Source organism: Buttiauxella gaviniae, from assembly GCF_040786275.1.
Classification (GTDB): domain Bacteria; phylum Pseudomonadota; class Gammaproteobacteria; order Enterobacterales; family Enterobacteriaceae; genus Buttiauxella; species Buttiauxella gaviniae_A.
In genome coordinates this window covers 220,944-233,563 of sequence record NZ_JBFMVT010000002.1, presented here as the reverse complement: position 1 = coordinate 233,563, position 12,620 = coordinate 220,944, and the positions used below count along the sequence as shown (strand labels likewise).

Here is a 12,620-nt window from a genome sequence, read left to right as displayed (position 1 = left end):
ACGATAAAAGGTGGCTCGGTACCACCTTTCGTTATATCAACTTGCTTATTAATAGCGTGAAGAAACGCCTTCAGGGCGAGTTTTAAAGCGGCGGTGAAGCCACATATACTGCTCTGGCGCCATCAAAATGCACTGCTCGATGATCTTATTCATCCAGAGCGCGGTGCCTTCCGGCGTTTCCAGCGGCGGTGAAAACTCGGCGGGCAGAATAATCAGCTCGTAGCCTTTGCCGTCAGGTTTTCTGCGCGGCACCATCGGAACAATTGCCGCACCAGACATACGCGCCAGGGTGTAGGTCCCGGTGGTCGTCGCCGCTTCATCAACACCGAAGAACGGCACAAACACGCTCCCGCGTGGCCCGTAATCGTGGTCTGGCGCATACCAGATAATCTCGCCCTGTTTAAGCGCGCGTATCATGCCCTTGAGATCTTTACGATCGATCATGCTTTTGTTGGATCGCATGCGGCCCCAGGTTTGCAGCCAGTCGAGAAGGGGGTTGTCATTAGGGCGGTAAACGCCGATGCCCGGTGTATTCATGCCAAACATGCGTGCGCCTAATTCAAGCGTCAGGAAGTGAATCCCAATAAGCAACACACCGCGATTTGCAGCCTGCACGGCGTGAATTTGATCGACGCCTGAGACATCACACCAGCGTTGAATGCGCCGGGTTGGCCAGAACCATGCAATACCGGTTTCCATAAGCCCCAGGCCTACGGACTCAAAATTCTTCACCAGGTATTCTTCACGCTCGGCAGCCGTTTTTTGCGGAAAGGCAAGTTCAAGATTGCGGCGAGTAATTCTGACGCGGCGCTTCATAAACCGCATTGCTAGCTGACCGAGGCCACGTCCGATTCGATAGATGACGGGATAGGGGAGCAGGGTAATCAAATAAAGTAAGCCAATACCAAACCAGGTTCCCCAATAGCGAGGATGAAGCAACGCGCGCGAGAATTGCGGTAAGTTCGTCATGTAAAACCTATTGTGACGGCAAATGCCGGATCTTCTTGAGTAAGACTATTGTGACATTAATTAGTAGTCATCCAAAGTTAACAGTAGCAGAGTGCCTGATATTCAATCGATTGTTGTTAATGGTACGTAGAGATGATGGAAATGTAGCGCAAAATGCGGGGATGTAAATTAACGTTAATTGCTTTATGATGCAGCCCACTTTTTTCTTGTCCACGATTGCCGAGCGAACACCATGCCAGTGTTACACAACCGCATATCGAATGAGGAACTGCGTGCGCGTATGTTGGCTGAAACTGAGCCGCGCACTACCATCTCATTCTATAAGTATTTCACTATTGAAGAACCGCAAGCGACCCGTGATGCGCTTTATCAGGCTTTTACCGCCCTGAATGTCTTTGGCCGCGTTTATCTCGCCCATGAAGGCATAAACGCGCAAATCAGCGTTCCGCAAAGCCGCGTCGACACGTTCCGCGAAACGCTTTATGGTTTCCACTCTGCGCTAAACGGCGTGCGTTTAAATATTGCCCTGGAAGACGACGGCAAGTCGTTCTGGGTACTACGCATGAAAGTTCGCGACCGCATCGTTGCGGATGGTATTGACGACCCGTCGTTTGATGCCAGTCAAGTCGGCGCTTATCTGAAAGCGGCAGACGTCAACGCCATGCTCGATGACCCGGAAGCGGTATTTATCGACATGCGTAACCATTACGAATATGAAGTGGGCCATTTCCAGAATGCGATGGAGATCCCGGCAGATACTTTCCGCGAACAGCTACCTAAAGCGGTTGATATGTTGCAGGACGACAAAGACAAAAAAATTGTTATGTATTGCACCGGCGGTATTCGCTGTGAAAAAGCCAGTGCCTGGATGCTGCATAACGGTTTTAAGAACGTCTATCACATTGAAGGCGGGATTATTGAGTACGCCAGACGTGCGCGTGAGCAGGGCATTCCTGTGCGTTTTGTCGGGAAGAATTTTGTCTTTGACGAGCGAATGGGCGAGCGCATTTCGGATGATGTTATTGCTCATTGTCACCAGTGCGGTAGCGCGTGTGATAGCCACACCAACTGCAAAAATGACGGCTGCCATTTGCTGTTTATTCAGTGCCCGAGCTGTGCTGAGAAATTTGCCGGTTGTTGCAGTGAGATTTGCCGTGAGGAGCTGGCGCTTTCCCCAGAGGAACAGCGTCGCCGCCGAGCGGGGCGTGAAAATGGCAATAAGATTTTCAACAAATCGCGTGGTGCACTGAATACTACATTGCGCATCCCCGATCCTGAGTGACGACTTTAAATCGGTGGATGGAGCTGTCGCTTATCCACCTTACGCAAGAGACTTTGATGTAGGTCGGGTAAGCGCAACGCCACCCGACATGCACTTGACGCTCAAGACGTCAGCTATTTAAAGCGTGAAAGTGAGAAAGGCGTGAGATCAAATGCTGCCTTTTTGCCTTGCGCGAACTGGCAGGCGATTTCCCCAAGCACCGAAGCAAATTTAAATCCATGCCCGCTAAGGCCGGTTATCACCAGGGTATTCTCATGGCCCGGCAGGGTATCAATGATAAAATCTTCATCCGGCGACATATCATAGGTGCAGGCTGCGCCATGCAAGCAAACGCCAACGCCCGGCATTATCTGGCGTAAGAAGCTGAAAACTTCGCTGCCATCAGTGGCGATAGCACCAAACGGTTTACGCTCTTGTGGTTCGCTGATGACTTGCCCGCCATTATGCTTGCCGAGTTTTAGCTCGTTATCTTCCCCCGCCGGGAAACCGTAATACTGGCTGCCGTCAGGCAGTTCAGCGGTGAAGGCGGGAAAATGATTCTTTTCACTGTAGCGCCCGTCGGCCTGATGCCAGCTAAAGATTTTGCGTACCGGGGTAACAGGCAGTTCGGGTAACAATTTCTTGACCCAGGTTCCCGCGCTAACAACAAGTTTATCTGCGCTGAAATCACCCTCTGACGTGCTCACCACTACGCCTTCGTCGGTATGGCGAATGTCCGTGACCGGGCAGTTAAACAGTTGTGCGCAGCCCCCCTGATTTGCCAGGCGAATATAGGTTTTTACCGCCAGTTCGCTTTGCAGCACGCCTGAATTGGGTTCAAACAGGCCGAGGTAATTTTCCGGTACGGTAAGCTGCGGCCAGCGTGTCATGACCTCTTGCGCGTTCAGCGTTTCGAGCAGTAATGACCAGTTATGCGCGCTGCTTTGCACGGTGGAGATAAAAGCAGAATCTGCCGGGCCGAGGTTAATGACGCCGGTGCGATGAAACACCTTCTCGCCGCTGATTTCCTGTAATGCATCCCAAAGCGCCTGAGCGCGGAGCACCAGCGGGACATATTTTTCCCCTTCGCCATAGGCGTGACGCATCAGGCGTGTTTCGCCGTGATGGCTGCCTTGCTGGTGTGGAGGGTGGCAACTGTCAATCATTAACACGTTTAAGCCGGAGTGTGTCGCATAGCACCCGGCGGCTGCGCCTACAGAGCCACTACCGACGATGATAAGGTCATAATGCATGATGCTTTTCTCTTCTCCCGTGCAAAAATAAATTCTTTAGCAGGTTAATTAAGACTCGCCTGATTGGCAATCAAGGGAAACCTGAATAATAAAAAAGGCACCTTTACGGTGCCTTGCGTTATTTGGATAGCATCGGCAATCAATGCTTACGATAGTCGTTTACCTGGTAATCGCTGGATTCAATCTTAGCAATGCCGGCTTCAAGAATAGATATAAATTGCCGGGCAACATCCGTGGTCAACCATAAAGTCTGACCGATTTCGGTTTCGTCGTGCTTTTGCGTATTTGAGGTCAGGTAGTGCAGGCGAAGCATCAGCGCATCGTAGCTATCTACGGTACTGATGTCCCATCCAATAAGGGGATGGGTCTGGATAACATCACTATTTTTTTCCATCATAACCCCTTTTGTACGTGTGTTTAAGACAACGGTTTGCGAGGTTTAATGCTTGTTTAATGTGAAGCCAGTTAAGTATATCAATGATTAAGCTATTTCGACGGATAAATAAATACCCGGCAACACTTTTTTTACATTAAAGGGTTGGAATGTGCAATAAAACGGCAAATTATTCTTTATTGAATCAGTGGATTCTGAGTATGAACGCGAGGGGGAATATTCTTAGAGGGTGAATTTTATACAGCTAAAAAAACCGGATGGCGACACCCGGCGTAAACGAAACAAAAAGGGAATTATTGTTAGATATATCTGGAATAATCCGTGGCTAAATGACGAGCCAATAACCTTCCATATTATGTTTTAATCTGCAGCAAACCAGTCGTCAGCGCTTTCCCAGGTCTCCTGGAGTATCTCGCTAATTCGATCGCGATCTTCTTTAGTGGCCCCTAATACCGACAGGTTATTGGCAGCGGCATAACGCACCTGAACGTGGTTATCATTTTCAGGATAGTGTTGAGTAATTCGGCGTGAAAGTTCATTGGCAAGCGCGTCAATTGCGCCTGGTGGCAGAGATGTAGTTTTAGCAATAGTGACTTCAATACGCATAACAGCCCCCTGTATAATATACTGGATATTTATACAGTCATCTTGTTGACTATGCAACAGGGGGCGCTAAAAATTGTTATTGAACTGACCAGATTACCTGTTCACCTGCAAGGAACGGCACGATGCTGTCATCGCTGGTCTCGATAGTTTCCGGCATCGTGACCGGCGTGCGGACCAGCTCAATTGTCTCTTCGTTTACAGGCAAACCATAGAAACGCGGGCCGTTGAGAGAAGTAAACGCTTCAAAGTGCTGCATGGCGTTCAACTCTTCAAATACCGTTGCATACGCGCCAAGGGCTGAAGGGGCGTTAAAGCAGCCTGCACAACCGCAACTGGCTTCTTTACGATGACGCGCATGAGGGGCTGAATCAGTCCCCAGGAACACGCGGTCACATCCGCTGGCAACCAGTTCACGCAACGCTTCCTGGTGAACGCTGCGTTTCAAAATTGGCAGGCAATACAGGTGAGGGCGCATGCCGCCGACCAACATGTGGTTGCGGTTAAACATCAGATGCTGTGGGGTAATGGTGGCGCCTAACAGGGAGTTGCCTTCCTTCACATATTGCGCGGCGTCTTTGGTGGTGATGTGCTCAAACACCACTTTCAGCTCTGGCAGTTGGCGACGTAATGGCTCCATCACCGTTTCGATAAAGCGTGCTTCGCGGTCGAAAATATCAATGTCTGCGTGAGTCACTTCGCCGTGAATAAGCAGCGGCATACCAATTTTTTGCATGCGCTCAAGCACCGGCAAAATCGCAGCGGTGCTGGTGACGCCGTGGCTTGAGTTGGTCGTGGCGTTGGCCGGATAAAGTTTTGCCGCTGTGAATACCCCTTCACTAAACCCGCGTTCCACTTCATTGGGGTCTAAAGAGTCGGTGAGGTAGCAGGTCATCAACGGTTCGAAATTGTGCCCTTGCGGTACGGCATCAAGAATACGTTGGCGATAGGCAATGGCGGCTTCGACAGTGGTTACTGGCGGTGCCAGGTTTGGCATCACAATCGCGCGACCATAAATTTCGCTGGTATAAGGCACCACCGTTTTTAACATCTCACCATCACGCAGGTGAACATGCCAGTCGTCTGGGCGGCGAATTTTTAATACCTGAGGTAATACGGTCATGAAAGTGCTCCGGCGTAGGAAGGAAATAACGATGATTTATGCCGGGCACTAAGGATAAGCGCAAACGTTTCGCTTTGCACCATTTTCGTTGAGATTTTGGTTTATTCGGTGAAAGGAATGACGATTTCACCCGGCTTAACTTCAATCCCTTTGGCGTATTTTTTCGCCAGTTTTTCGCCGGAACTGTTGTCTTCACTCAACACATAAGCGGGCTGCTTATTAAAATAGTTGCGAAGCGACTGATTCAGATAAGGGATCAGCGTCTGGACAATCGTCTGCATTTTTTCCGGTTCAACGGTGGCATCAACCACTTCCATCTCTTGCAGATAGATAGCGCCTTGCTCTTTGTTGAAAGTCGGCAATGCTTTTAACTTCAGTTTGATATTGGCTTTCTGATTGCCGAACAGGGAGGTCATATCCAGTTTCGCATCACCGGTCAGCGTGATTTTATTCGGCTCTTCACGGCCAATGGCGCTGGCTAAATTCGTCAAAACGATATGCGCATCGGCAACGCCCGGCAGGCCAATATCTTTCGAGAAATTATTACGCTTTTGCAGCGCCTGGTTAATTTCCTGTTCGCTGACGGTGTACTGCGTCAGTTGGTTACAGCCCACAACGAGCCCGCTGAGCATCAATGCTGCGGCTAACACTATCTTTTTCATGGAATTCCTTAACATGCTGCTTTAGTCACAGATCCTGACATAAAGCATCATGATGTACCAGCGCAGGCGGTGCTACAGGAAAAAGCCGAAATACCTGAGTGACATCAAGCTGCAGGGCGCATCTTGAAATCACTCAGGTAAAACGGGCTATGTATCAAATTGCGTGGGATGAAAGCAGGTTAATTTGCGTCTGTTTCGCCATGTTATCGCGGTAGGCGGCAACCCGGCTTGGCCACTCAATGCCGGCCACCAGAGTCAGATTACGCAGCAGCGGGAAGAGATGAATATCGTCTTCTGAGAGTTCACCGTTGACGGCATTCGGCTGCACGATGAGTTTATCGAGCTTGCGTAAATCATCGCTGATTTTTTTGATAAGGCCTGGCGAGTGGGTGAGATGCTCGGCAAACGAGCCAATCATTGCCTCTTTCTTGTGAGTGAAATAGGCGCGCGCCGCCGGTGTGGCAAATTCATCAAAAGGCGCTTTTGCAATTCGGGGCAACAACAGGTGTTGCACGTAGCTATTAACATGGCGAAGCCATTCGCTAATGGCCGCGTTCGTGCTGCCGGTCAGCAGCGGTTCGCCATCCAGTTTATCGACGTAATGCACAATATCCATACTTTCAGGTAGATACCGGCTGTCGTCTTTTTGCAGGATTGGCGCCATTTTCTTGCCAATCATTTTCGTCGGGGTGGCTTCATCGTCGTTTAGCAGGACGTTAAGCTCAATGGGGATATTCTTTAAGCCAAAAATCATGCGTGCTTTAAGGCAGAAAGGGCAGTGATCGTAGATATAAAGCTTCACGTTACTCCTCCATACTATTGAATAGCGGACAACATCCGTTAACGTTTGAGTATGGAAGAGAACCGTGAGGGTCGCAAACTAGTTACCCGGTTCGAGCATTGAAGGCTCCACCGGCTTGGCGCTAAATTGCCACCATAACGCCAGCAGCGTAATCACGCCGATAATCCCTAACATAACCCATGGAAGCTCCGGCTGGTTAATGCTTTTCCCCGCATCATATAGCCAACCGCCGCCGGCATAACCTAACGCACCACCAATGGCTAAACCTAAACGGCTAAAGCCCATATAACTGCCGCGCGCACGGGAATCGGCAAGCGATGCCCCCAGGGTTTCACGCGCAGGTTCGGCAATAATTGAACCGATATAAAACACGCATATCAGGGTGAAAAGTTGCTGGAGATTACTCGTCAGGCCGATAGGCAGCATTGCCAGCGTCATCAGGAACAAGCCAGCCATTAGGCGTTGCTCAAGGCGGAAGCGTTTCTCGCTCCAGCGGGCAATCGGGTAGAGCAGGGTTAACGACAGCGCGGCTTCGATGGCGTACATCCATTTCACCGCGCCGGGCGTTCCGGCGATTTCATTAACCATAATGGGCAGCATCAACATCACTTGCACCGCCAGCATGTAATACCCGGCGAGCGTCAGCACATAGGTAACAAACCGTTTGTCACGCAGCACGCGCCCCATCCCTTCAAGCATCGGTGTGCGGATAGTTGACAGTTTATAAGCCGGAAGCAGCCAGGCATTGACGATGGCGCAAATCACAAACATCACCGCCCCCGCCCCGCAAACCAGGCGGAAATCATATTGCAGCAGCCAACTGCCGAGCAGCGCGCCGATGACCGCTCCGGCACTGTCTTGCATCATTAATAGCGAGAAGAAACGCCCACGCTGGTGGGGGCGAACCAGTTTCACCACCAGTGCGGCACGAGGCGGGTCGAACAACGTGCCGCCGATACCGGAGATAAAGCACGACAGCCACAGCACCCACGGCTCATGGGCGATACCCATCAGCGCAAATCCCACCGCGCGCAGCAGCATCCCGGTGACGATCATCGGTTTGGCCCCTAAACGGTCGGCAATGGCGCCGCCAAAGATGCCTAAGCCTTGCTGCGTGAGTTGCCGCAGTCCCAGCGCGATACCCACCATTAGCGCCGCCCAGCCCATCTGGTCGACAAAGCGTATGGAAATAAGAGGGAAAACCACGAAGAAGCCTAATACAACGAGCATGTTATCGAGCAATAAGAAGTATTTACCCAGGCTCCTGGCCTGCGCTACCCGTGACATCTCCCCTCCAGGGAACTTTAAAAGTGTGACAAACGTCTATTCTCTACTGCTCTCCGGTTTTTTGACAGGCGGCTTGCGACAATATTTTTTTATCAATCTTTGGCTTCGATTGAACTCATTAATCGAAAAAAGTATGGCCTGATGAAAAATCTGCATGTTGTTGTTTTCCTTCCGCCGTCAGCCGCAGGTATAGTAATAAAGTTGCCTAAGAAAAATGTGGGATGTGAGGAGTAGGGTGAACATGTTTGGCTACCGCAGTAACGTGCCGAAAGTACGCTTAACAACCGACCGCCTGGTGGTGCGTCTGGTATATGAGCGAGATGCCTGGCGTCTGGCAGATTATTACGCTGAAAACCGTCAGTTCCTGAAGCCGTGGGAGCCCATTCGCGACGATAGCCATTGCTATCCTTCCGGCTGGCAGGCACGGCTTGGCATGATTAGCGAAATGCATAAAACCGGCAGCGCTTATTACTTTGCTCTGCTCGATCCAGAAGAAAAAGAGATTCGCGGCGTCGCCAACTTTTCAAACGTGGTGCGCGGCTCATTTCATGCGTGCTATCTCGGGTACTCACTTGGTGAAAAATGGCAGGGGCAGGGGATGATGTTTGAGGCGCTGACTTCAGCTATCCGCTATATGCAGCGCAGCCAGCATATTCATCGCATCATGGCGAACTATATGCCGCACAACCAGCGTAGCGGCGATCTTCTGGCCCGCCTCGGGTTTGAAAAAGAAGGCTATGCCAAAGAGTATTTACTGATTGATGGTGTCTGGCGCGATCACGTTCTGACCGCGTTGACCTCAAAAGAATGGACCCCTGGCCGTTAAGGACGAGAGATGAAATATCAGTTAACTGCGGTTGAAGCGCGCGTTGTGGGCAGCCTGATGGAAAAACAGGTAACCACCCCAGAACAGTATCCTATGTCGGTCAACGGCGTGGTGACGGCCTGTAATCAGAAAACCAACCGTGAACCGGTGATGGACTTGAAAGAGCATGAAGTGCAAGAAACGCTCGACACGCTGGTCAAACGCCATTTTTTGCGCACCGTCAGCGGGTTTGGCAATCGCGTAACCAAATACGAGCAGCGTTTCTGCAACTCTGAATTTGGCACGCTTAAACTTTCTGCTGCCGAAGTCGCCTTAGTGACCACTCTTTTGCTGCGCGGGGCGCAAACGCCCGGTGAATTACGCACTCGGGCCGGACGAATGTTTGAATTTAGCGACATGGCTCAGGTAGAGGAGACCCTCGAAAATCTGGCGAACCGCGAAGATGGTCCTTTTGTCGTGCGTCTGGCGCGTGAGCCGGGCAAGCGCGAAAGTCGTTATATGCATCTTTTCAGCGGTGACGTTGAGGCAACATCCGCCTCTGTGCCGGAAGGTGCTGCGGTGCCTGCGGAGGATTTAACCGCGCGTGTCGAACAGCTTGAAAATGAAGTTGCTGAACTCAAACAACGCCTTGATTCACTGCTCGCTCATCTTGGGGATTAATTGATGACTAAACTTCGCGTCGGCGTAGTCGGTTTGGGCGGCATCGCACAAAAGGCGTGGTTGCCAGTGTTAACCGCGGCCAGCGACTGGACGCTTCAGGGCGCTTTCTCACCCACTCAGGCCAAAGCGCAAAAAGTTTGCGATGCTTACCGCATCCCTTACGTTTCTTCTATTTCTGAACTGGCGGCGCAGTGCGATGCGGTATTTGTCCATAGCGCCACCAGCAGCCATTACGCCGTCGTCAGCGAACTGTTGCAGGCGGGCGTCAACGTGTGCGTGGACAAGCCGCTGGCGGAAAATCTCGCCGATGCCGAACGTCTGGTGGAGATGGCGCAGCGCCAAAAGCGTACGTTGATGGTTGGCTTTAACCGCCGTTTTTCGCCGTTGTACCGTGATTTGAAAGATAAGCTGGCAAACGGGGCGTCCGTACGCATGGATAAACACCGTGCCGACAGCGTCGGGCCAAACGACCTGCGTTTCACGCTGCTGGATGATTATCTGCATGTGGTCGATACCGCGCTGTGGCTAGGCGGGGGCGAAGCGCAATTACAAAGCGGGACGTTACAGACTAACGATCACGGGCAGATGCTCTATGCCGAACACCATTTTGCCAACGGCAATCTGAACATCACCACCAGTATGCATCGCCGGGCGGGTAGTCAACGCGAGTGGGTGCAGGCGGTTACTGACGGTGGTTTGTACGATGTAACTGATATGCGCGAGTGGCGTGAAGAGTGTGGCAGTGGCGTGGTGAATCGCCCAATCCCGGGCTGGCAGACCACGCTCGAGCAACGCGGCTTTGCCGGTTGTGCTCGTCACTTCCTCGATTGTGTGGCAAATCAGACGGTTCCGGAAACCTCTGGCGAACAGGCTCTCATGGCGCAGCGCGTCGTGGAAAAGCTGTGGCGCGAAGCGATGAGCGAATAACCCGGTAACATCTGATAGTAGTATTTCGGCAGGGGATCGGTAGACTAAGCGTCGCTCGATAAATCATGCCACGCGGTGGATGTCGCTTACGCTAATCCACCCTACAACAACGGTTTTCGTAGGTCGGATTAACGAAGTGCCATCCGACATTAACGTGACCTTTAAGACGGTAGCGACAACTGCTGCTAATAACAACGCCTGCCCAGCAGGCGTTGATGTTTGTGGAACCACATAATAAATGAATCTTTTAAAATCGCTGGCAGCCGTCAGCTCGATGACGATGTTTTCTCGCGTGCTCGGATTTGCACGTGACGCCATTGTGGCAAGGGTTTTTGGGGCAGGGATGGCGACGGATGCCTTTTTTGTGGCATTCAAATTACCGAACTTACTGCGCCGTATTTTTGCCGAAGGCGCATTCTCGCAGGCGTTTGTCCCGATTCTGGCCGAGTATAAAAGTAAGCAGGGCGAAGATGCCACGCGCGTCTTTGTCTCGTATGTTTCCGGGTTATTGACGCTTGCGTTAGCGCTTGTCACGGTTCTCGGGATGATTGCGGCGCCGTGGGTGATTCTGGTCACCGCTCCGGGTTTTGCCGATACCGCTGATAAATTCGCGCTGACCTCCAGCCTGCTGCGAATCACGTTCCCGTATATTTTCCTGATTTCGCTGGCTTCGCTATGCGGGGCGATTCTTAATACCTGGAACCGTTTCTCGGTTCCGGCGTTTGCGCCGACCTTCTTAAACCTCAGCATGATTGGTTTTGCGCTGTTTGCCGCGCCGCACTTTAACCCGCCAATTCTGGCGCTGGCCTGGGCGGTAACCGTTGGTGGCATCCTGCAACTGGCGTATCAGTTACCGCACCTGAAAAAGATTGGCATGCTGGTTTTACCGCGTGTGAACCTGAAAGATGCGGGCGCGATGCGCGTGATCAAACAGATGGGGCCTGCGATTCTTGGCGTTTCCGTAAGCCAGATCTCGCTGATTATTAACACCATCTTTGCCTCGTTCCTGACTTCCGGTTCGGTTTCCTGGATGTATTACGCAGACCGCTTAATGGAGTTCCCTTCCGGCGTATTAGGCGTGGCATTGGGGACGATTCTGCTGCCGTCGCTGGCGAAAAGTTTTGCCAGCGGTAATCACGACGAATATTCCCGCCTGATGGATTGGGGCCTGCGTTTATGTTTCCTGCTTGCGTTGCCGAGCGCGGTTGCGCTGGGGATTCTGGCAAAACCGCTGACCGTTTCCCTGTTCCAGTACGGTAAATTCACCGCTTTTGATGCGCTGATGACGCAGCGTGCGTTGATTGCTTACTCCGTCGGGTTGATGGGGCTGATTGTGGTGAAGGTTCTGGCTCCGGGATTCTATTCACGCCAGGACATCAAAACGCCGGTCAAAATTGCTATCGTGACACTGATTTTGACTCAGGTAATGAACCTTGCGTTCATTGGTCCGCTGAAGCACGCGGGGCTGTCGCTGTCCATCGGCCTCGGGGCGTGTCTGAATGCCAGCCTGCTATACTGGCAGTTGCGTAAACAAGACATTTTCCAGCCGCAGGCGGGCTGGGGCGCGTTCCTCTGGCGTCTACTTGCCGGTGTGATTGTGATGGCCGCAGTGCTGTTTGGCATGATGCACATTATGCCAGCCTGGGATCTGGGCACCATGCCGTATCGTTTGCTGCGTTTAATGGCGGTTGTCGTCGCAGGGATTGCAGCTTATTTCGCCACGCTCACGGTACTCGGGTTCAGACTGAAAGATTTCGCCCGCCGCACGCTGTAGTAAACGGGCAATCTGAATTAAACTATGCGTCCCAAAATTGGGGCGCGGCAAAATTTGGCACACTGAAAGATTAATTAGG

The 12,620-nt window shown here is 51.7% G+C and carries 13 protein-coding genes; 5 read left to right on the top strand and 8 right to left on the bottom strand.

From position 1 onward, the window contains the following. Window positions 1–48: 48 nt before the first annotated feature. Entirely contained in the window at window positions 49–969 is a 921-nt protein-coding gene (locus AB1E22_RS01755) for a Kdo(2)-lipid IV(A) acyltransferase (RefSeq protein ID WP_367593797.1), read from the bottom strand. Between the two features lie 232 nt (window positions 970–1,201). Between AB1E22_RS01755 and trhO the strand changes: the two genes are divergently transcribed. After that, window positions 1,202–2,251, top strand: a complete 1,050-nt coding sequence (trhO, locus tag AB1E22_RS01750; protein ID WP_367593796.1) for an oxygen-dependent tRNA uridine(34) hydroxylase TrhO — start codon at window positions 1,202–1,204, stop codon at window positions 2,249–2,251. Between the two features lie 113 nt (window positions 2,252–2,364). Here trhO and solA read toward each other — a convergent pair whose 3' ends face one another. The 7 genes from solA to mdtH all read right to left on the bottom strand — a co-directional run bounded on the left by solA (window position 2,365) and on the right by mdtH (window position 8,354). Then, a complete protein-coding gene (solA, locus tag AB1E22_RS01745; protein ID WP_367593795.1) occupies window positions 2,365–3,483 on the bottom strand; it encodes an N-methyl-L-tryptophan oxidase in 1,119 nt (372 codons plus the stop codon). A 139-nt stretch (window positions 3,484–3,622) separates the two neighbouring features. Then, window positions 3,623–3,877: a biofilm formation regulator BssS gene (gene bssS / locus AB1E22_RS01740; RefSeq protein ID WP_034456211.1), complete on the bottom strand. Its 255-nt coding sequence runs from the start codon at window positions 3,875–3,877 to the stop codon at window positions 3,623–3,625. 360 nt (window positions 3,878–4,237) lie between these two features. Next, entirely contained in the window at window positions 4,238–4,483 is a 246-nt protein-coding gene (gene dinI, locus AB1E22_RS01735) for a DNA damage-inducible protein I (protein ID WP_367593794.1), read from the bottom strand. A 76-nt stretch (window positions 4,484–4,559) separates the two neighbouring features. Next, on the bottom strand, window positions 4,560–5,603 hold the full coding sequence (gene pyrC / locus AB1E22_RS01730) for a dihydroorotase (RefSeq protein WP_367593793.1): 1,044 nt from the start codon (window positions 5,601–5,603) through the stop codon (window positions 4,560–4,562). A 101-nt stretch (window positions 5,604–5,704) separates the two neighbouring features. Continuing rightward, on the bottom strand, window positions 5,705–6,265 hold the full coding sequence (locus AB1E22_RS01725) for a lipoprotein (protein WP_367593792.1): 561 nt from the start codon (window positions 6,263–6,265) through the stop codon (window positions 5,705–5,707). Window positions 6,266–6,419: 154 nt separating this feature from the next. Then, entirely contained in the window at window positions 6,420–7,067 is a 648-nt protein-coding gene (gene grxB, locus AB1E22_RS01720) for a glutaredoxin 2 (RefSeq protein WP_367593791.1), read from the bottom strand. A gap of 78 nt (window positions 7,068–7,145) precedes the next feature. After that, window positions 7,146–8,354: a multidrug efflux MFS transporter MdtH gene (gene mdtH / locus AB1E22_RS01715; RefSeq protein ID WP_367593790.1), complete on the bottom strand. Its 1,209-nt coding sequence runs from the start codon at window positions 8,352–8,354 to the stop codon at window positions 7,146–7,148. 241 nt (window positions 8,355–8,595) lie between these two features. Here mdtH and rimJ point away from each other — a divergent pair, with 241 nt between their 5' ends. The 4 genes from rimJ (at window position 8,596) to murJ (ending at window position 12,541) form a co-directional block, all read left to right on the top strand. After that, window positions 8,596–9,180, top strand: a complete 585-nt coding sequence (gene rimJ, locus AB1E22_RS01710; RefSeq protein WP_367593789.1) for a ribosomal protein S5-alanine N-acetyltransferase — start codon at window positions 8,596–8,598, stop codon at window positions 9,178–9,180. Window positions 9,181–9,189: 9 nt separating this feature from the next. Further along, on the top strand, window positions 9,190–9,840 hold the full coding sequence (locus AB1E22_RS01705) for a YceH family protein (protein WP_367593788.1): 651 nt from the start codon (window positions 9,190–9,192) through the stop codon (window positions 9,838–9,840). 3 nt (window positions 9,841–9,843) lie between these two features. Continuing rightward, window positions 9,844–10,767: a Gfo/Idh/MocA family protein gene (locus AB1E22_RS01700; RefSeq protein WP_367593787.1), complete on the top strand. Its 924-nt coding sequence runs from the start codon at window positions 9,844–9,846 to the stop codon at window positions 10,765–10,767. 238 nt (window positions 10,768–11,005) lie between these two features. Continuing rightward, a complete protein-coding gene (gene murJ / locus AB1E22_RS01695; protein WP_367593786.1) occupies window positions 11,006–12,541 on the top strand; it encodes a murein biosynthesis integral membrane protein MurJ in 1,536 nt (511 codons plus the stop codon). Window positions 12,542–12,620: the final 79 nt, after the last annotated feature.

Excerpts from the sequence above, each read along its gene's own strand:
- AB1E22_RS01755 (WP_367593797.1), bottom strand. The coding sequence starts at position 969 with ATGACGAACTTACCGCAATTCTCGCGCGCGTTGCTTCATCCTCGCTAT.
- trhO (WP_367593796.1), top strand. The coding sequence starts at position 1,202 with ATGCCAGTGTTACACAACCGCATATCGAATGAGGAACTGCGTGCGCGT.
- solA (WP_367593795.1), bottom strand. The coding sequence starts at position 3,483 with ATGCATTATGACCTTATCATCGTCGGTAGTGGCTCTGTAGGCGCAGCC.
- bssS (WP_034456211.1), bottom strand. The coding sequence starts at position 3,877 with ATGGAAAAAAATAGTGATGTTATCCAGACCCATCCCCTTATTGGATGG.
- dinI (WP_367593794.1), bottom strand. The coding sequence starts at position 4,483 with ATGCGTATTGAAGTCACTATTGCTAAAACTACATCTCTGCCACCAGGC.
- pyrC (WP_367593793.1), bottom strand. The coding sequence starts at position 5,603 with ATGACCGTATTACCTCAGGTATTAAAAATTCGCCGCCCAGACGACTGG.
- AB1E22_RS01725 (WP_367593792.1), bottom strand. The coding sequence starts at position 6,265 with ATGAAAAAGATAGTGTTAGCCGCAGCATTGATGCTCAGCGGGCTCGTT.
- mdtH (WP_367593790.1), bottom strand. The coding sequence starts at position 8,354 with ATGTCACGGGTAGCGCAGGCCAGGAGCCTGGGTAAATACTTCTTATTG.
- rimJ (WP_367593789.1), top strand. The coding sequence starts at position 8,596 with ATGTTTGGCTACCGCAGTAACGTGCCGAAAGTACGCTTAACAACCGAC.
- AB1E22_RS01705 (WP_367593788.1), top strand. The coding sequence starts at position 9,190 with ATGAAATATCAGTTAACTGCGGTTGAAGCGCGCGTTGTGGGCAGCCTG.
- AB1E22_RS01700 (WP_367593787.1), top strand. The coding sequence starts at position 9,844 with ATGACTAAACTTCGCGTCGGCGTAGTCGGTTTGGGCGGCATCGCACAA.
- murJ (WP_367593786.1), top strand. The coding sequence starts at position 11,006 with ATGAATCTTTTAAAATCGCTGGCAGCCGTCAGCTCGATGACGATGTTT.